Annotated in this window: 19 protein-coding genes and 2 other annotated features; of the genes, 4 read left to right on the forward strand and 15 right to left on the reverse strand. The window is 66.2% G+C overall.

All coding sequences use genetic code 11. The features are described from left to right. Window positions 1–175: 175 nt before the first annotated feature. The 3 genes from AC3IPP_RS02525 to AC3IPP_RS02535 all read left to right on the forward strand — a co-directional run bounded on the left by AC3IPP_RS02525 (window position 176) and on the right by AC3IPP_RS02535 (window position 4557). Window positions 176–1507: a site-specific integrase gene (locus AC3IPP_RS02525; protein WP_489150234.1), complete on the forward strand. Its 1332-nt coding sequence runs from the start codon at window positions 176–178 to the stop codon at window positions 1505–1507. A 699-nt stretch (window positions 1508–2206) separates the two neighbouring features. Continuing rightward, window positions 2207–3154, forward strand: coding sequence for a D-alanyl-D-alanine carboxypeptidase family protein (locus AC3IPP_RS02530; RefSeq protein WP_489150235.1), 948 nt, complete (start codon window positions 2207–2209; stop codon window positions 3152–3154). A 170-nt stretch (window positions 3155–3324) separates the two neighbouring features. Then, a complete protein-coding gene (locus AC3IPP_RS02535) occupies window positions 3325–4557 on the forward strand; it encodes an MFS transporter (protein WP_489150236.1) in 1233 nt (410 codons plus the stop codon). A 428-nt stretch (window positions 4558–4985) separates the two neighbouring features. Here the strand turns inward: AC3IPP_RS02535 and AC3IPP_RS02540 are convergent, their stop codons facing one another. From AC3IPP_RS02540 to AC3IPP_RS02595, 12 genes are all read right to left on the reverse strand, one after another. Further along, window positions 4986–5705 (reverse strand): methyltransferase domain-containing protein, encoded by a 720-nt coding sequence (locus AC3IPP_RS02540; protein ID WP_489150237.1) that lies wholly within the window; start codon window positions 5703–5705, stop codon window positions 4986–4988. 120 nt (window positions 5706–5825) lie between these two features. Continuing rightward, window positions 5826–7454, reverse strand: coding sequence for an alpha-D-glucose phosphate-specific phosphoglucomutase (locus AC3IPP_RS02545; RefSeq protein ID WP_489150238.1), 1629 nt, complete (start codon window positions 7452–7454; stop codon window positions 5826–5828). A 226-nt stretch (window positions 7455–7680) separates the two neighbouring features. Continuing rightward, window positions 7681–8181, reverse strand: coding sequence for a hypothetical protein (locus AC3IPP_RS02550; RefSeq protein WP_489177432.1), 501 nt, complete (start codon window positions 8179–8181; stop codon window positions 7681–7683). A gap of 827 nt (window positions 8182–9008) precedes the next feature. After that, on the reverse strand, window positions 9009–10166 hold the full coding sequence (locus tag AC3IPP_RS02555; RefSeq protein ID WP_489150240.1) for a glycosyltransferase family 4 protein: 1158 nt from the start codon (window positions 10164–10166) through the stop codon (window positions 9009–9011). 32 nt (window positions 10167–10198) lie between these two features. After that, window positions 10199–11116 (reverse strand): polyamine aminopropyltransferase, encoded by a 918-nt coding sequence (locus AC3IPP_RS02560; protein ID WP_489150241.1) that lies wholly within the window; start codon window positions 11114–11116, stop codon window positions 10199–10201. Between the two features lie 5 nt (window positions 11117–11121). Continuing rightward, window positions 11122–11472 (reverse strand): TraR/DksA family transcriptional regulator, encoded by a 351-nt coding sequence (locus AC3IPP_RS02565; protein WP_489150242.1) that lies wholly within the window; start codon window positions 11470–11472, stop codon window positions 11122–11124. 23 nt (window positions 11473–11495) lie between these two features. Further along, on the reverse strand, window positions 11496–12068 hold the full coding sequence (locus tag AC3IPP_RS02570; protein ID WP_489150243.1) for a hypothetical protein: 573 nt from the start codon (window positions 12066–12068) through the stop codon (window positions 11496–11498). After that, window positions 12065–12286: a hypothetical protein gene (locus tag AC3IPP_RS02575; protein WP_489150244.1), complete on the reverse strand. Its 222-nt coding sequence runs from the start codon at window positions 12284–12286 to the stop codon at window positions 12065–12067. Before AC3IPP_RS02575 ends, AC3IPP_RS02570 begins: the two co-directional genes overlap by 4 nt. Beyond that, window positions 12273–12500 carry a hypothetical protein gene (locus tag AC3IPP_RS02580; RefSeq protein WP_489150245.1) on the reverse strand — a complete coding sequence of 76 codons (228 nt, stop codon included), beginning with the start codon at window positions 12498–12500 and terminating at the stop codon, window positions 12273–12275. Before AC3IPP_RS02580 ends, AC3IPP_RS02575 begins: the two co-directional genes overlap by 14 nt. Before the next feature lie 307 nt (window positions 12501–12807). Next, window positions 12808–13746 (reverse strand): SRPBCC family protein, encoded by a 939-nt coding sequence (locus AC3IPP_RS02585; RefSeq protein ID WP_489150246.1) that lies wholly within the window; start codon window positions 13744–13746, stop codon window positions 12808–12810. A gap of 11 nt (window positions 13747–13757) precedes the next feature. Beyond that, window positions 13758–14609, reverse strand: a complete 852-nt coding sequence (locus tag AC3IPP_RS02590; RefSeq protein ID WP_489150247.1) for a universal stress protein — start codon at window positions 14607–14609, stop codon at window positions 13758–13760. Window positions 14610–14669: 60 nt separating this feature from the next. Continuing rightward, entirely contained in the window at window positions 14670–16139 is a 1470-nt protein-coding gene (locus AC3IPP_RS02595; RefSeq protein ID WP_489150248.1) for a SulP family inorganic anion transporter, read from the reverse strand. A gap of 302 nt (window positions 16140–16441) precedes the next feature. On the opposite strand from AC3IPP_RS02595, the gene AC3IPP_RS02600 reads away from it, so the two are divergent. Continuing rightward, complete coding sequence (locus AC3IPP_RS02600; RefSeq protein WP_489177459.1) at window positions 16442–16600, forward strand: cold-shock protein; 159 nt, start codon at window positions 16442–16444, stop codon at window positions 16598–16600. Window positions 16601–16775: 175 nt separating this feature from the next. Continuing rightward, window positions 16776–16828 (reverse strand) — a sequence feature (sul1 is cis-regulatory element that is thought to sense ions involved in sulfur or methionine metabolism; They are found in Alphaproteobacteria). Window positions 16829–16878: 50 nt separating this feature from the next. Here the strand turns inward: AC3IPP_RS02600 and AC3IPP_RS02605 are convergent. The 3 genes from AC3IPP_RS02605 to AC3IPP_RS02615 all read right to left on the reverse strand — a co-directional run bounded on the left by AC3IPP_RS02605 (window position 16879) and on the right by AC3IPP_RS02615 (window position 18786). Further along, a complete protein-coding gene (locus AC3IPP_RS02605; RefSeq protein WP_489150250.1) occupies window positions 16879–17463 on the reverse strand; it encodes a hypothetical protein in 585 nt (194 codons plus the stop codon). Window positions 17464–17635: 172 nt separating this feature from the next. Next, window positions 17636–17688, reverse strand: a sequence feature (sul1 is cis-regulatory element that is thought to sense ions involved in sulfur or methionine metabolism; They are found in Alphaproteobacteria). A gap of 200 nt (window positions 17689–17888) precedes the next feature. Then, the gene (locus AC3IPP_RS02610; protein WP_489150251.1) at window positions 17889–18257 is read right to left on the reverse strand and encodes a DUF6768 family protein; all 369 of its coding nucleotides are present in this window, start codon (window positions 18255–18257) and stop codon (window positions 17889–17891) included. Further along, entirely contained in the window at window positions 18250–18786 is a 537-nt protein-coding gene (locus tag AC3IPP_RS02615; RefSeq protein ID WP_489150252.1) for an RNA polymerase sigma factor, read from the reverse strand. The genes AC3IPP_RS02610 and AC3IPP_RS02615 overlap by 8 nt, the downstream gene beginning before the upstream one ends. Between the last annotated feature and the right edge of the window lie 98 nt (window positions 18787–18884).

Below are 18884 nucleotides of genomic sequence, written 5' to 3' on the forward strand. Positions count from 1 at the left end.
ACCGCTGACCTCTTGCATGCCATGTCGACTTTTGGGTGTTTCAGCCGGTTTCAATCTGTTCCAAGTTATTGATAACTTGATATATTCCTATTTTCAGGGACAATAGAAACCGGGGTAACACGAGGGGAATTCTGACCTCTTGTTACCCCTGTGTTACCCCGAAAAAGGGCATCCCATGCCGCGTCTCACACGGAAACTGATTGAAACCCTGGAGCCCCGCGACGGGGATTACAGCGTGCGCGACACCGAGGTTATCGGCTTGGGCGTGCGCGTGCGGCCGTCCGGCGTGAAGAGTTACATTCTCACCTATCGGCGTGGGGGACAGCTACGCAAACTGACCCTTGGGCGTGCTGACGAGGGCTATTCGATTGAGGACGCGCGAGATCACGCACGCGCGGCTCTGCGCGATCTGCGCGAGGGGGTGGATCCTCAAGCCATCAAGATTGCGGATCGGCATGCGCTGACGGTCAACGCCATGATCGACCACTATATGGCGGACGGTCCGGCCATGAAGCCGAACAAGAAGCCATCCAGCTGGGACACCAACAGGACCTTGTTTGATTGCCACATCCGGCCGCTCCTGGGGCGCCGCCTGGCGCAGGACCTGACGCGGTTGGATATCGCAAAGTTCCAACTTGAAGTTTCGCAGGGAAAGACGGCGCGCAACATCAAGACGGGCTATCGCAAGCGCTCGCGCGTGACCGGCGGGAAGAGGGTCGCCGCACTTGCGGTCGTCACGCTCGGCGCGGCCTATGAGTTTGCGATCCTGACCGATCTGCTGAAGGTCAATCCCACCAAGGGCGTCGAACGGTTCCAGACGATCCGGAGAGAACGCTACCTGTCGGACCGTGAAATCGCGGCGATCAGCGAGGCCTTGGCGCAGTTTGAACGGGAAGATCCCCGGCATGCCGTCATGGCCGACACCGTGCGTCTGCTGATCCTCACCGGGTGTCGAAAGTCCGAGATCCTATCGTTGCGCTGGGACTATGTGGACTGGGACGTGGGATGCCTCCGCCTTCCGGAATCCAAGACCGGTGCGAAGACGGTTCCCTTGGCCGACGCCGCCATCGACCTCCTGCGCCGGCGCTGGGATGAAGGGCGGTCGCCGGAGGCTTCCCGGGGACACAACTCGGGCGACACCTCGTCAGAGGTCGACCGTTCGCCGTACGTGCTTCCCGCCCTGAAAGGCCAAGGGCATTTTGTCGGCCTGCCTCACCTCTGGACGAAGGTGAAGGCCAAGGCTGACGAGATTCTTCGTCAGAAGGCGACCGAGGCCGGCAAGGATCCGCGCGACGTTAGAAGCCTGTTGAACGTAAGGCTGCACGACCTGCGCCACAGCTTCGCAAGTTTCGCAATCGCCGGGGGCGCTTCCCTGTTCATGGTCGGCAAGGTGCTGGGCCACAAGCAGGCGCGGACCACGGAGATTTATGCCCATCTCAGTGATGATCCGCTCAAGCAACTCGCGAACCGGACTGCAGCGCGGCTGTCGGAAGTGATGAGGTTTTGAGGTCGTTGTACGACTCGACCGAAACGTTGGGGATGTCCACTTTCCGCTTATGGGCCACTAGGCCAATCTGGCGGCTATCGTGCCGCACTCGAAGATAGCCGTCAATTAGTCACCCGTCCGGGCTCGGACACCCTCCGCGTCATTGCCGCTCGCCTTGATCCGGCCCCGCGGCAGCATGAACGCGGTCAGCGCTGCCATGGCTATGACTGCCCCGGCGAGCGCCCTCATGCCAAATCGTCCGTAGGCCAGAGCCCCTGTCACGGCGCCTGCAACCAGACCCAGCCACAGCATCAGGAGCGGCGCCCAGCCCATTCGGTCCCCCCCCAAAAAGAGCTGACGTCAGTCGCTTACCAGCTTGACGAGCGTGCCGGTCATTGAGGTCAGTCCGACCTGACCTCACCGTCTTCCGGAAAGACGGTGTTCTCCGCCCCCATCGCAAGGACCATCGGTACGGCCGTCAGGCGCCCGGCGCCCAGACGATCCAGCACAGGCGCTGCAGCGAGGTGGACAATTCTACGGGCGCCGGAAGTCGCGGGCGTTCACCGTGCCCTGTTGCAGTCGGCTTCTGAGGCGCCCCCACGGCATTGTGAGATAGGACGCGGCGGCGAGCCTTTAGGCTTGGGTCGGCGCCGGTGACTCGCGATGATCGGCGCACTTCACCACCAATCCCGGCCTGGTCGGTCAGATGAAGGGCTTTCTATGCAAAGACGCTTTGCAGGCGTGCGGCTGACGAGCCTTGCCGCCGTCGCCGCCATTTCGCTTCTGGTGACGCCCTCGGGCGCGCCCCGGGCGCAGGCCGGGGCAGAGGCTCGCTACGCCGCCATTTTGGTCAACGCGGAGACCGGCGAGGTGCTGTTCTCGCACGATGCCGACAAGGCGCGGTATCCGGCCTCGCTGACCAAGGTGATGACGCTGTACATGATGTTCGAGGCCTTGGCCGAGGGGCGGGTCCAGCCGGAGGATCGAATCCGGATCTCGGCGCGCGCCGCGGCGCAGCCCCCGTCCAAGCTCGGACTGGTCCCGGGCCAGACGCTCAGCGTCGACGAAGCCATCCGGGCCATGGCGGTCCGGTCCTGCAACGATATCGCCGTCGCCGTGGCCGAACATCTCGCCGGCTCGGTCGAAGCCTTCGCGGATCAGTCGACGGCGAAAGCTATGACGCTCGGTCTCACCGAAACCCGGTTCGTCAATCCGCATGGCTTGTCGGACCCGGGTCACGTCTCGTCAGCGAGGGACATGCTACGCCTCGCCCAGGCCGTGATGCGGGACTTTCCACAATACTATGCCTATTTCGGACAACGGGAGTGGGAGCGCGAGGGCCGCGTTCTGCGAAACACCAACGGATTGCTGCACGCCTATCCCGCCTACGACGGTCTCAAGACGGGCTTCACGCGGGCGTCCGGGTTCAATCTCGCGGCGTCTGCGACCCGTGGCGACCACCGGCTTATCGCCATCGTTCTGGGCGGCACAACGACTCAGGCCCGCAACGCCCATGTCGCCGATCTGATGGAGACGGGTTTCGAACTCGAGCGGATGCGGGCCGAAGGACGGCTGGCTGAATCTCCCCAGACCCTGTTCGAGCGGCGCGGCTTCGGGCGCGACCGCACGGCGAGCGACGGCCCTGTGCCCTATGTCCTTGCCCGCTAAATCCGTCAGATCAGCTTGGTGATTCTCAGGGTGGCCGGACCGAAGCCCGCCGCAGCCCTGCATTCTCTTCAGGATGGCCGGGGGAGTCCCGTTCGCCTCGGCTCGGCGTGCGGCGGAGTGGAGCAGCCGGGTGTGCGACTGGCGAGACACCAGGGGAGACCGGGACCGCCGTGAGTTTCCTTTCGCTCCTGCGTAGGGACCGCGACGTCCTCGCCTTTGGCTTCGCCTTCACCTTCGCCTCCAGCCTCGGCCAGACCTTCTTCATCGCGCTGTTCGTGCCCAGCCTGTCCGAAGCCCTGGCCGTTAGCGCTCCGCTGATGGCCGTCCTGTACGGCGGCGCCACGATCGCGAGCGCCCTGTGCCTGCCCGCGCTCGGGCGGCGGCTGGACGACACCGATCTGCTACGCTTCTCCCTTTGGGTCCTGTTCGGGCTGGCCCTCGGCGGCCTGCTGATGGCGACCGCGACCCATGTGGCGATGCTGGCTGCCGGCCTCTTCCTGCTGCGGCTGTGCGGACAGGGGTTGATGTCCCATGTCGCTCTGACCGGCGCAGCGCGCTACTTCGAAGAGCACCGCGGCAAAGCCCTGTCCGTGACCGGTCTGGGTCACGCCGCAGGCGAGGGGATTCTGCCGCTCACCGTGGTGATGCTGATCGCCTGGCTGGATTGGCGCTGGACGCTGGCATTGTGCTGTCTCGCCCTGGCCGGGCTCATCGCCCCGGCGGCCATGGTGCTGGTGCGGCGAAACGCGAAGTTTCGGGAGCCTCTGGCTCTAGTCGCCGGAACGATGCCCGGGGAACGGCCCCGCAGCGGTCTGCTGTCCGATCCGGAGTTCTGGCGCCTGTTGCCTCTGCTCGTTGCCAGCCCTTTTACCATCACCGCGCTGATCTTTCATCAGGGATGGCTGGCTCAGTCTTTCGGACTGCCGCTGGCGGTATTCGCTGCCGCCTTCATCGGCTTCGCCCTGATCCAGGCGCCGACCGGGTTCCTGTCTGGCGCGGTGGTCGACCGCATCGGGTCGCGGCGGGTCCTCCAGCTCCACATCGTCCCCTTTGTGATCGGCGTCCTGATGCTCGCCGCCTTCGGGAGCGGCTGGGCCGTATGGGCCTTTCTCGGGCTCGCGGGCGCGACCAACGCCGCCGGAGCCCTGTTGAGAACCTCGATGGTGGCCGAACTTGTACCGCCCGAGCGGCTCGGCGCGGCGCGCAGCCTGGTGAGCGCCTGTATGGTGGTCTCTACCGCGGCGGGGCCTGCAGTCTACGGGCTGCTGATCGGCGCGGGGCTCACCCCTTCGGAGGTGCTGGCGGCGGCGGCTCTGAGTCTTTTGGTTTGTATCCTGCCCACTCTCAGATGGCGGAGAACAGCGCGGGCCAGACCGCCTTCTGTCTTGCCGCGGGCTCGGTAGATGGCGCCGCGCGAGCACTCGCCGACCAGCGGATCGGGGAGTTCGAGCAGGACGCGTCGCCCTGCTCGAACACCGCGGCGAGCCGGGCCTTGAAGCCCGGATCGGGGCAATCGTCGTACCAGAGAACGAAGACCCCTTCACGCTCAAGCACGTGGCGCAGCCGCTGCAGGCCGGCGCGAGCTCTACCCCGGGGGAGCGCTGACCCTATCGATCGCAGGCCCGCCGCGCCTGCTCGGCCAGGAACAGCGTCTGGCCCCGCGGCGTCAGCAGGCCCTGGCCGTTCGACCAGCCGGCTCGACGCGCGCGCGCGGCGAGCGGGCGCTCAGGACTGGGTAGAAGCCGACTTCTCCCGCCGCCAGCGCGGCGAGAGTCCGAAAGCCGTGATCATCCATTCTGTCTTCCAAATTCAATTTCCCGGTCTCCATGGTTCAGAGCGCGAACACGGCCATTTGAGTCGGCGCGCCCCAGGTCGGGTGCTCCCAGCCGATCCCCTCGAATTCGACCCGGTAGCCCGAGCGCGCCGCCACGCCCGCGGCCCAGCGCTGGAACCGCTCGCGGCCCCACTCGAAGCGATGATCCCAGTGCCGTCGCCGCCCGGGGGGCACCCCCAGATAGTCGTTGGCGTCGGCGTTGGGGGTGGTGATCAGCACCTGGGACGGTCGCCAGGACCCAAAGACGGCGACCTCAAGCTTCGACAGTTCCTCCGGCGGAATGTGTTCGATCACCTCGAGCAGGACGGCCCCGTCCAAGGACCCAAGTTGAAGCCGGCCGTCCAGCAGGGAGCCCCGGACGGTCTCGACCGTGATCCGGTCGTCTGTCTCGAAGCGCGTCCGGATCGCGTCCAGCGGCGCCGTCTCCAGGTCGACCGCCACCGCCTCCCTGACCGCAGTACGGCCGGGCAGGCGGTCGAGCAGGGCGCCGCGGCCGCAGCCGAGATCGGCGATGCGGTGCGCGGAGCTGCGCGCCAGGCGCTCGATCACCGTTTCGAGCCGCGCCTGATGAAGCGAGGTGGGCGCCGCCGGCGACTGGGCCGGCGGGGATCGGGCAGGGCGGTTTGTCGTCATGTCGGTCTCCGACACGGCGGACGCGGACCCGCTCGGAGCGGGCGCCGCCTGCGGCGACGCATCACGACCGTTGACGGTCTTCACGCCGCGCGAGCCTGGCTCACGTCCGACGCGGTGATGGGAAAGTCGCCCCGATCTTTTGGGGAAGACGACGCAGGGTCGTCGCCGAACATATAGGCGTCCTTCCTTCCGACACCAAGCCGCCTAGCTAACCGCGGACGGAGCGGTCCGGCCGGTGAAGCGGGGCAGGTCGATCAGGCGCACGGCCGTGGCCGCCAGCGAGGCGAGGACCTCCGCCGACCCGGCGTCTAGATCGCCCCCGGGCGGCTCGAACCGCTCAATATAGACACGCAGGGCCGCCCCCGAGGAGCCGGTGCCGGACAGACGGTAGGTGATGCGGGCGTCCGGCCGCAGCGAGACGCGCAGCCCGGCGTCCGCCAGTCGGTCGCCGGAGACCGGATCCTCATAGTTGAGCGTCTCGAAGGCGGTGACCCCAGGATCCGTGGCCTGAAGCGCCTCCGCGTCGCGGGCGGCGAGGGCGGCCATCATCTGGTCCGCCGCCACCGAATCCAGCCCGTCGAAGTCGAGGCGTTGGAAATAGTCTCGGCCGTAGGTCGCCCAATGGTCGCGCAGGAGATCGTCAGCCGAGCCGCCGCGCGCCGCCAGGATATTGAGCCAGCAAAGCACCGCCCACAGGCCGTCCTTCTCGCGCACGTGGTCGGAGCCGGTTCCGAAGCTCTCCTCGCCACACAGCTGGATGCGCCCCGCCTCCAGCAGGGTGGAGAACCATTTCCAGCCGGTCGGGGTCTCGTAGAGCGGCGAGCCCTGCGCCTGCGCGACCCGGTCGAGCGCCCGGCTGGTCGGCATCGACCGCGCCGCTCCGATCGGGGTTCGTCCGGCGAAGGCCGGCAGCCTGGATGCGTTGGCGGCGATCACGGCGAGACTGTCGCCCGGGGAGACCACCCCGCCGGGGCTGAGGATGAGATTGCGGTCGCCGTCACCGTCCGAGGCGGCGGCGAGGTCGATTGGCTCGGCCCCGCCCATGCGCGCGACCAGTTCGCCCAGGTGGCTAAGGTGGGGGTCCGGCGGCTCGCCGCCGAAGTCGGGCAGCGGCCGGGACCGCAGCACCGAGCCAGCGGGCGCGCCGAGGCGACGCTCGAACAGCTCGACCGCATACGGGCCGGTCACGGCATTCATGGCGTCGAAGGCGAAGCGGAAGCCGCCGTCGAACAGCCGGCGGATGGCGGCGAAATCGAACTGCGTCTCCAGCAGGTCGAGGTAGGGGCCGACCGGATCGACGATGTCGACCACACCTGCGCCCAACGGCTGCTCGCCGGGTTGGGAGAGGTCGAGGGGCGGGCCTTCGATCAGCCGGTATTCACGCAGCTCGCGCGCGATGGCGTGGATGCGATCGCCCATGGCCTGGGGCGCGGGGCCGCCGGTGCGAGTATTGTATTTGACGCCGAAGTCGCCGTCTGGCCCGCCGGCGTTGTGGCTGGCCGAGAGGATGACGCCGCCCCAAGCCCCGAGACGGCGAATGGCGGCGGACACCGCCGGGGTGGAGAAGAGCGCGTCCTGACCGATCACCACCCGGCCGTAGCCGCCGGCCAGGGCGATGCGGGCGGTGATTTCGGTCGCCTCCGCGCTGAAGAATCGGCCGTCCCCGCCGACCACGAGGGTCGCGCCCGGCGGCGGCGGGTCGGCGAGGAAGATCGCCTGCAGGAAGCTCTCCAGATAGTTTGGCGCGCGGAACACCGCGGTGGGTTTGCGCAGGCCCGATGTGCCGGGGTTCTGGTCGTCGAAGGGCGGAAAGCTTCGGGTGGTGGGCGACATCGCCGGTCCTTTCATCGCGGCACGGACACGTCGGGCGGACCCGACGAGGTCGGTGCAGTACAGTCACTGGTCGATGCGCGATCCCTATCACAGGTCCTGCAACCCTGTGGGCTGGGCTCCTGGGCCAGCCGCTTCTACCCCAGGACGGCGTCCGGACGCCTCAGGCTCGCCAGGCTCGCCAGGCTCGATGGGGGCGCCGGCGGCCTCTGAAACACTGAACCTGACCCTACGCGCTTTCAAAGGCCGTGACGCCGGGCAAATCCGGCAGAAGCGTCCAGCCAATCGACCATTTGAGGAAGTCGCGCGACACGCGTCCGATGTGGTCCCGATAGCGCGCGTCGTGAAAAGGTTGAGCGCTGGCGACGAGCCATCGCTCCTTGCCATGGCGATCATAGAACTCGCTGACATACAGGCCTGACTGACGCAGACCCTGTTCTGCGCGGTCGGCCCCCCCGCCGAACTCCGGCCCCCTACGATCGTCCTTTCGGCGCCTTGGCGTGGCCCGGAACCATGGTCTGAGCCAGAGCGGGGCGCTCTTGCGTCGATGCAGAAGGATCGCCCCACCCGGGGCCAGGCGGGTCTTCAAGATCTTGAAATCGATGTCGCCGCACCCCGGCTCCAGGGTGCGGTCGACGACCAGCAGATGGAATTCCGACGACGCCGACTCATCGAGGGTCCCGGAAGGTCCGACTTCACGCAGCCCGAAGCCTTGGCGGGGGTGCAGCAACCCCACACGCCACAGAGCGCCTGTGTTCGCCGGCCTTATCGTCTGGACCCCGCGGCTCAGGCGATTGAGGCGCGCGACTGATTTGGCGCTGAGCACTGGGGTGGCATATCGATCTGGGGCCATGGGCGTTCGATCTTAGAGACTACAGCCTAAGGATTTATTCGCGCGCCTGGGCGGAGGCCCGTTCCCAACACGCCTTTGCATCGCAAGCCTTGCGAAGCCTGATCGGTGCAGAGGTCAGGTTGCCAGGCGGGGATCGAGCTGCCGGGCTTGCTCAAGGGGATATGCAAGCTGAACGGCTATGGTCCCCGTAACTGGATGCCGGCTCAGGTAGACGACCCAAGGTTCACCGGCCTGAGGCATCGGCTGGCCAGCGTCGCACGCTGCACTGTCGCGAGGCCATCGGATCGCATACCGATCTCCTTCGATCCTGCCTTGGACCACCTCGGTAATCCGGACAGTCGCTCGCCAGCCTTGTCGCTTGTTTCGATCCTTGAGGTCGGGCGTCGGCTGCTGGATGACCCCTATCGCAACGGCGTCGAAGCTCGCCCGCATCCGCTGTTCCGGTGGTGCATAGGTTGGGCATGCCAAGGCGGAAACCGGGCCGCCCAGCCCGAGCAAGACGACGACAAGCGCAAGGCTCGATCTCTTGAGACGGCCGGGTTGCTCCAGGGATGGTCCCGGTCGACCTGAACTGTTTATTTCAGGTAGTGCGGGAGCACCTTTGCCCCCAAGCTCGAGCCTTGTGCGATCGAACAGGGCACCTCGGGCAGACCCTCGGCATCGGATATCGTGGGCAAGCGCGATAGGCATGTGATGACCCTCGTTCATTGCTGCTGTCCAGCGCGAGTGTAGGTCCGGAACGTCGCTCGCGACATGGCTTCCAGTGAGAAGCGGCGGCGTGCACGTCGGCGGGCGGTGTGCCCGAGGTCTTCCAGTCGGTCAGTTGACCAATGCGAACACTCGACGAGACGCCTTGCCCAGGCGTCCACGTCATCGGGCTTCACCAGGAATCCTGTTCGACCGCAGGAGACGGTCTCACGCGCTGCGCCGTGATCGGCGGCTAGGACCGGGCGGCCCATCAACTGGGCTTCGACGGCCGTGCGGCCGAAACTCTCGGGTCGGATCGACGGCGTGACCACCAGGTCGGCGGCCAGATAGGCGGCGGGCATGTCGTCGACCTCGCCGACCAGGCGCACCTGATCCTCAAGTCCCCGCCCCACGATCGCCGCTTCGATCTCAGCGCGATAGCCGGCCCGGTCCTGATGGTCGCCTGCCAGGACCAGGACCAGACCGTCCGGCCGGGCCTGGGCGAAGGCGTCGATCATCATCAACTGACCCTTCCAGCGGGTCAGTCGCGCGGGCAGCAGGACCAGGCGGCGGTTGTCGCCGCGCAGGCCCCATTGCGATCGAAGCCGATGGATCCGCGCCGGAGAGACGGCTCCCCGGTCGAACCGCGAGATGTCGATCCCTTCGGGAACAAGGCGCAGCCGCTCCGGCGGCACGCCGTGCTGCTCGCGGACGTGGCGGCGGGTAAAGCGGCTATTCGCCATGACCAGATCAGCCCGGGTCATCAGGGCGTTGTAGGCCCGCTTCAGCCGCGAGCGGGCGCTGTAGATGCCGTGATAGGTCGAGACCACCGGCACGCCGGCCTGCCGAGCTGCCCACACCGCAGACCAGGCCGGCGCCCGCGAGCGCACATGCACAAGGTCGATCCCGAACGTCTGGATAAGTCCTTTCAGACGACGGCCATTGGCCCAGATGGTCATCGGGTTCTTGGAGGCGACCGGTAACAGAAGGGCCTGTCCGCCGTGCGCTTCAAGGTCGCTTTCGAGGCGACCCCCCTCGGTGGCGACATAGGAGACGCCGCCGGCGGCAACGATCGCAGCGCTGATGTCCAGCGTGGTGCGCTCTACGCCGCCGCCTTCTAGGCGGGGCGTGACCTGGAGCACGCGAAAGCCAGGCGGCAGTGCGTCGGGCGCCATGGGCATCGCATGTGACGCTGGATGTCTGACACTCACGGTCGGCGGCCCGCGACGTAAATCGTGCACCGCGATGATTGGCCCGTCAGAGGGTTGTCGAACTCCACGACGCGCGCTTCCGGGACATCGAATACGGACTGGAGCCTGGCCAGGAACGTCGGGTCCGGCGCGTCGTCGGACCACAGGGCGAATACGCCGCCAGGGCTCAGCGCCGCATGGACCCGGCGCAGGCCGTCGGTCCGATAGAAGCGCGCGTGGGCGGGATTGAGCAGGCGATCCGGCGAGTGATCGATGTCCAGCAGGATGACATCCCACGATGGCGTGTCCGGACCGGCGCTCGCGTCGAACATCGCAAAGAAGTCGCCGTGGACGAGGTCGCATCGGGGATCATCACCCAGCGATCGACCGATTGGCACCAGGCCTTCCCGGTGCCAGTCGATCACCGCATCCAGAGCGTCGACGACGACGACGGACCCGACCTTTGGCGATTCCAGCGCAGCGCGGGCGGTGTAGCCCAGGCCCAGGCCGCCCACGAGCACGCGGAGCGCCTCGCCCCGGGACCGTGCCAGCCCCAGGGTCGCGAGCGCGATCTCACCCTCGGTGAACAGGCTCGACATGAGGTGTTCGTCGCCGAGGATCACCTCGACGACGTCGCGATCGATCGCGGAGACCCAGCGCCGACGGAGCTGGATCGGCCCCATCGCCGTGGGTCGATAGTCGAGTTCTTCAACGAGGCGCGACATGCTCAGGGCTTTCGGGATATGGGGCTGGTCTGCGGGGGCAGCCCTGTCTGTGTTCAGGTCGGCCGGGACGGCCGTGCGAAAGGCGGCAATCCGGATCAGCCCGCCGGCAGGGGACAATACAACCCGGTGCAGCACAGGGTGGCGGCTGTCGTAGGCGGCGCGAGCTTCCGACGTCTTCCGGTCCTCGGTGAACGGGGGCTTGCGGTCCATGTTGCTCATCCGGATGCGCACTCGATGCACATCGCCAGCGTTGGATCGAGCTGAAGGCGGCGGAGGGCGATGGGCTCGCCACAGGCGCCGCAATAGCCGTAGTCGCCGGAGGCCATACGGCTTAACGCCTGGCTGATCCGGCGGGCGTCCTGCTGACGTCGCCCCTGCGCGGCGAAGGCCATCGCCTGTTGCTGGATCGCGTCCATGCGCGACAGGCGACCGATGCTGTTCTGATCCAGCTCAACGGGGCGACGGCTGTCCTCCGACAGCGCGTCGATCTGCTGAAGTTCCACGAGGCGCTCCAGCAGGACCTGCTTCAAGGCGGCCTGGTCGTCTGGCGACAGGGCCTCGGTCATCGTCGGCCGCCCCGGCGGCGAGCTCACGACACCGCCTCCACGATCTCGGCGCGCAGCCGGATCGCCAACTGCTCCGAGCCTTCGATCGGCGACACCGTCGCAAAAGAATCGACGACGTAGCGCTGGCCCGCCCTGGGCTTGCGCAGGCGGCTGAAGCGGAGATGGGCGTGCAGCTTGCGGCCCAGACGCCCGTATTGCTTCCAGACCTCGGCGGGATCGAGCCCGACCACCCGCCCGAGATCGTTCACGGTCGCAAGGGCGTCCGGTCGATGGCTGTGCGCGCGGAGCAAACGCACCATCAGCGCCGACTGTTCGTCGGGGATGGCGCGAATAGCCTCGCGATACTCTTCGGGGCTAGGCCAGCCCTCCGGGTCTCTCGCAGCTTCGAGCCGTGCGGTCCGTTGATCCAGTCTCACCCTGAGGGCCGCGACCGCCTCGTCGACGGTCTTTTCCGCCGCCTCATCGATCTTGAGGGTTCCGGCATAGGCGACCGCCTGGCCGACCGAGCCCTGGCTCGCGGCGACGATCCGGTAGTAGCCGTGCGACAGGTCGGCCGTCCTTGCGGCGGGCTTGGGGCGCTGTCGGACGGCGGTCATGACCGTGGCCTCTGCTGGATCCGACGACCCTGGTCATCGAGGCCGAGCCGCCGCCGGGTCTGCGCCATGCGTTCTGACAGGTCGGTGACGGGCAGATCGGCCAGCATCGGCGCGATGCGGCAGGCGTCCTCCACGCTTGCGGTCGGCCGGACACGCAGGACGTTCTCGATCAGCAGACTGGCCGAAGGCGGGCGCAGATCGCGGTCACGCGAGCCCATTATCGGCTCCTTCCAGCAAGGCCTTCAAGTCCCGCGTGTCGAGCACCTCGGCCAGGGTGGCGTCATCCATGGCGCGGACCGGGTTCTGCAACTCGGCCCGGACCTGATCGACCCGCCACAGCAGGTCTCTCAGCTTCAGAGCCAACTGGGTCGCCTCGGACAGAGGTCGGGCGGGCCTGGGTTCCGGGGTCTGGGGTTGGGTCGTCAGACTCATCGCCTCTCCTCGCATTGCGACGAACGCCGCAGATTGCGCGAGCGGGATCGACAGCGCCGAGGCGCCATTCGAACGGGAGGTTCTGATCCACTGGAAGAAGACGCACCCAGAGGCGTGCTCGGCACGCCGATCAAGACCTCACCGCTCGATCCGGTCAGAACCGGGTCGAGCGTGATCGCTCGCAGGGTTGTCATTCCGTGTTCAGGCCTCCCGGGATGCGGGGGGTCTCTCTGGTCCGACTGTGTCGGTCCAGGGCCTGGTGAACCTAGGCCTTGCGGCCGTTGATGCCAAGGGGCCGGCCCGCCCATCAGGTTCGCCACCGCAGCACCGAAGGCTGCACGGGATTGACGAAGGTGTCCCTGGATCCAATGGCCCGGGCGAGGGCTATCTTGCACTGGAAATACCAGGCGGAGGGCTGGTCGGGCTCTCCGACGAACAGCAGGGGTTGATGCGTGCTGGCCCGAGTGTCGAGCCGGCGAAGGATACGGGCGTCCTGTTCCAGGAAGGCCCGGCCCAGCGCGGAAAGGGCGGGATACAGCCACCGCAACGGTCGCACCGAACTGTAGATCATGTTGCGCAGAACCACGCGCCCCGGCGCGGTCGGGGTGACGGTGGTGATGTTGAGAATGCGAAGTCGCTTGCCCCGGACCCGCTCGATGCGCGTCGACGGCAGCCGGAACTCGATGGTGACCTTGCGGTCCAAACCGACCAGCTCATAGGCCGGCGCCGAGGTGAAGCTGTCCGCCGCCGTCGCCGTGAAGCCAAAGGGCGACGGCGAATACTGTTTGGTCTTTACCCGACGGCGATCCGAAGACCGCCACCACCAGGCGGTATGGACCATGGGCACGTGGGCGGGGTCGACAAGCCCCAAGACGGTCTGATCGTAGTCCGCTTCGATCTCAATCTCGGAGCAGGCGATCATCGGGAAGGCCGCCGTCCCGGCCTCGTCCTCAATCAGCGGCGGCACAGCTGTGTCGGGCTCGCCGAGGCGCCGGACCCACACCATGCCCAACCGGGTCTGGACGGTCCAGCCCGGAGCCCCGTGCAGGCTGACGGCCCCCGAGGGACCTCGAACGAGGGTCAGTTTCTGCCCGAACAGCGGAACGGTCGCTCTTCCTCTCAGAGCTTTCTCCCGAGCGACGGGATACCAGGCCCCCGACGGCGGTCCGAACCTGGACGCCTTGGCCGGCGACGGAGCAGAGCCCTGCGCCTTGTCGCGCTCCTGCGTCTGAAATCCGTCGGGCACCTCCGCTCTCCTCAGCGGAACAGGAGGACAGGCAGGAGTGCGATACGGACCATGGCCGTCGTGGTGCTGCCCACGAAGAAGCGCCGGATGGGGGAGTGGCCATAGGCTCCCATGACCAGAAGATCGATCTTCTCCTCGCGCACATAGTCGGTGATGACCGCCTCCGGCTCGCCGTCGCGCTGCATCACCCGATGTGTTCCACCCGCGCCGGCCAGGCGTTCGTTGGCCCAGGCCAGGTGGGCTGCATCTTCCCCCTTGGGATGACCCGCCATCACGACGTGGCATTCGAAGCGCGAGAAGGCAGGGTCGGAAACCAGGAAGTCGACGGCCTTGCGCGAACTGGCGCCGCCATCGAAGGCGATAAGCAGGCGCTGGATCGGTTTGAACTCGCGCGATGCGATCAGGACCGGCAGCTTGGTCGCGCGGACCACCTGTTCGATACTGCCGCCGAGATGCGCCTTGGCGTAGTCCGACCGCTCGCCGCGCTTGCCGAGGACCACGAGCCGGACGTCGTCTTCGAGTTCATGGACGTTGTCGACCAGACCTCCATGGCGCAGCCGGGTCGTAACCGTGCCGATGCCGGCCGTTTCGACCCGCGCCTTGGCCGCCTCCAGGATGGCGCGACCCCGCTCCATCCGCAGCTTGCCGCGATGCTCGTCGAGCTTCGTGAGATCCTCCAGAAGATGCTCCGAGGTCCCAAGGCCGATGCTGCCGGACAAGTCTCGCGGCACCGCGTCCGGGGCGCGGTCGAGGACGTGGAGAAGTTCGACGTCGCAGTTCAGGTTCTGCGCGGCCCAGGCCGCATGGTCGCAGACGCTGGCGCCGTAGGTGGAGGCGTCGATGCAGGCGAGGACTTTGGTCATGAAGCGATCCTGGAAACGGAAGGGGAGCGGCGCGCGGCCGAGGTCTGATGCGGCGCCACGTCAGTGGGCCGTCAGGCTGTCGAGGGCGCCGGGCTTGTCGTGGATGGCGAACTTGTCGACCATCGTCAGGCTGGCCTCGTTCAGGCCGTCGACCTGAACCTCCGTGCCTTCGCGGCGGAACTTGAGGATGACCTTGTCCAGGGCCGCGATGGCCGACACGTCCCAGAAGTGGGCGTGGGACAGGTCGATCCGGACGTGGTCGATCGCTTCCTTGAAGTCGAAAGCGGCGACGAAGCTGTCGGCCGAGGCGAAGAAGATCTGGCCCCGGATTTCATAGTCCCGCGACCGGCCATCCTCCGACGTTTTCGAGCTGAAGGCGACGATCCGCGCGACCTTCTGGGCGAAGAAGATTCCGGACAGAAGCACGCCCGTGAACACGCCCTTGGCCAGGTCGTGTGTCGCCACGGTCACCACCACGGTCGCCAGCATGACAAAGCTGGAACTCTTGGGGTGCTCGACCAGGTTTTTGATCGAGCCCCAGTTGAACGTGCCGATCGCGACCATGAACATGACCGCCACCAGGGCGGCCATGGGAATCTGCGAAACCCACGGCCCCAGCACCAGGATCATGAACAGCAGGAAGACGCCGGCCAAAAGGGTCGAAAGCCGACCGCGTCCGCCGGATTTGATGTTAATCACCGACTGACCGATCATGGCGCAGCCCGCCATGCCGCCGAAGAAGCCGGCCGCGATGTTGGCGACGCCCTGGCCCTTGCACTCGCGGTTCTTGTCGGACGGCGTGTCCGTCAGTTCATCGACGATGGTCGCCGTCATCAGCGACTCGAGCAGTCCCACCAGCATCAGCGTCACCGAATAGGGGAAGATGATCGCCAGGGTTTCGAAGTTCAGGGGGATGTCGGGGATCAGGAACATCGGCAAGGTCGCCGGCAACTGACCCATGTCGCCGACCGTGCGCACGTCGAGACCGATCGCAATGGACAGGGCCGTCAGCACGACAATGGCCACCAGGGGGGACGGAATGGCCTTGGTCAGGCGCGGCAGCAGGTAGATGATCGCCAGGCCTCCAGCGACCATGGCATAGGTCTGCCAGCCGACGTTGGTGACCTCTGGTATCTGGGCCAGGAAGATCAGGATAGCCAGGGCGTTGACGAAGCCGGTCACCACCGATTTGGACACGAACCGCATCAGCGCGCCCAGCCGGATATAGCCGGCGATGATCTGAAGGATGCCGGTCAGGACCGTGGCCGCCAGCAGGTATTGAAGACCGTGCTCGCGCACGAGGGTGATCATCAGCAACGCCATCGCGCCGGTCGCAGCCGAGATCATGCCGGGGCGTCCGCCTGCAAAGGCGATGACCACGCAGATCACGAACGACGCATACAGGCCCACCGCCGGATCGACGCCGGCGATGATTGAAAAGGCAATGGCCTCGGGGATCAGAGCAAGGGCCACGACGAGGCCGGCCAGCACATCGCCTCTGATGTTGCCCAACCAGGTCTCCCTGATCATTCCGAAGTCCAGTTTCGCTGTAGGTAGGTTCATTCAGTTTCTTTCGCGCACTCTTTAATGCAATCGCGGCGATGCGATTCGACATATTTATGTTACTGGTCGCAGATACACTGTAAAATGCGCCCTATTTTCTTTTTGTTCTGAATCAATTACAAAGCTCACATGGCGAATATTACATTCGGTGGCGGCGGTCGCGCGGGCGCTGCAGCATGAGAGCCCCAATCAGCCAGTCTCCTGGCAGTGGGTCGGAAGGCCCGGTCACAGGCACGATCAAGTTCGTGGACCCTGAGGGCCGGTTCGCGATGATCTCGCGGGACGACAGGCTGCCCAAGGTGTTCATCCACCTCAGCGCTGTTCAGGAGGCTGGCCTGGAAGGTTTGGTCAAAGGGCAGCGCCTTTCGTTTCGGCTCCGACAACAACCGGACGGCAGAATGCAAGCGAGCGACGTCTCGCCGATATGACCCTTCATATGCCGGCGGACGTTTGAGACGAGCCTCGCGCGAGTCGATCGCGCGCGGCTCCGGGTCACGGACGGACCCCAAGCGGGAAGTGGACATGGGAGATAAGCCGGAGGGCGACGACTAGGTGTGCGGTTCGTCAACGCACCTGTGCTCTAGCCGCTCAGCTATCGCTTCATGTTTCCTGGGGGATAGGCGCCCAGGGTAGCCACCCGTATGAACGGGTCCGACGAACAAGGCTCTCTTGGCTCATATCGCTGCGGCGCACAAGGTCCGAACGGTCATTCGTGACCGAACATTCGGCGGCCCCGTCTCCTGCCGGACGGAAGGACCGTGACCAGTACCGACTGCACTGAGACGTCTTGTCGCGCCCTTCTCCAGGCGCGGACGGCGACCAGCAGGGTGGCGCCATAGGCCAGGAGTTCGAGCATCTCCTCAACCAGAAGCAGCCCCCACAGCTGGCTCTCGGTCAAGGTTACGGTACCGCCCCACTCTTCGATCGCCACGGCGAGCCAGACCAGGCCTATCCCCAGCACGAAGATCGGAACCATCATAGCGACCGATCGAGCATGGGCCCAGGCGCCCCAAGCCCGGTCGCGCACGGCCACGAAGATCACTGGAACCATCAGGACCGCCACCAGGTGCCAGCGCGCCGCATGGCTCGCCAGATAGGACTGCCAGGCGCTGTCCGTATCCGCGCCGTATTCCCGCAAAGCCGCGACACCCAAGACGAGGCTGAATAGGGCGAAGGCCGGAGCCCCCGGTCGACGCGTCTTCAACGCCGCGAGCAGGAAGGCGCCCGACGCGACGGCCAGCACGGCGATCTGCAGCATTTCCAGCGGACCGGACTCACTCAGATCCATCATCGGCTGACCCCAGTGCAGAACGGGCAATCAGCAGCGTCGACACTCGGGCACGCGAGGCGCGCGGCGGAGCATGGCCTTGGGGCCATCTCGGTCATCATCATTATGGGGGCAGTGCAATCCTAACCCCTCCTGCGATCCGTCATCGCTACCGGCCTGGCCGGCTGGGGTCGTGTCGTCCCCGGGGGTTAGGCGCCCGGTATAGCCACCCGGTTACCCGGGTCCGACGGAGCGTCACTAATAAGATGGAAGCGGACGATTTGGCAATCACATGGAACTCCATCGCGCCGGAGCACCACTGTGCCGAAGCGCTGACCGGACTTTGCGCTGAGCTGGCGATCGCCCTCCATCACCATGCTCCCGAGCCGACAGGCAGGCTCGATTTGCAACTCCGGCCGGGCTCCGTCGAGCCACCCTCCCTGCTGCCGTCAGGTGGGTCGGCGTTGGCTCACTATCAACTCGACTTTTTTCAAGGCGACCAGCAATCGATTGGTCTGCATGGCAGGCCAGAGAGCGAGTTTTATCATCAGGGACATGATGAGCAAAACGGCCGAAGGGAACCCCCAGTGCAGGGCGGTAAGCGCGTCTTGGGCCTGAAAGAACTGCCATCCAGTCCAGAGCCCGGCGATGAACATCGCTGCCTGAACCACGAGGAGAACTCCGCTTACCCACCCGGACCGCCCGCCAAATAACGACAACGTCTGCTGAATGTGACCGGGGTCCTCGCCAATGCGACGAAGCAGGTCACGCTCCTCCGCTGCGAGCGCCTGATCGATCAGCTGATCGGGATTAGCCATTTTCTTCTCCTTCCAGCACAGCGCGAAGACGGCGGCGTGCATGCATGAGGCGGGTCTTGATCGTGCCCGCCGGGACATCGAGGGCCACCGCAATCTCGGCGATGCTTAGGTCCTCGAAATGGTACAGAGCCACCGCCGCGCGCTGCGGCGGCGGCAAGAGGCGGATTGCGGCGTGAAGGCGTTGAACTTCATCCCGCCTTTCCAGGTCTGGCTGGACCGCGTGGCCCTCCGGCTCGGACGAAACGGCGCGGTCAAGCTCGCGTCGACCTCGCGCGCTCGCGATATGCCGGGCGCAGCGGCGGGAGATGATCCGGTAAGCCCAGGCAGGGAATGCTCGCTCGTCCTGGAGGCGGCTCAATCCTCTCGCAATCTCCAGCCAGCCTGCCTGAACGACATCGCTGGCGGCCTCATTATCTCCTGTGAGCCGCCACGCGTGGGCGATCAGTCGCCGCTGCCAACGGCGCACGAGATCGGCAAACGCTCGCTGGTCGCCGGCCCGCGCGGCCAGCACGAGATATTCGTCCAGCAACCGGCGTGTCGACTTATCAAGCGGGGTGGTGGGGCACGTCATCGATCATAGGTGCCGACCGAAGGGCGGACGGTTCAATCCTCGGTGCAGATTGCCAT

It is taken from the genome of Brevundimonas sp. KH_060 (genome assembly GCF_057838275.1).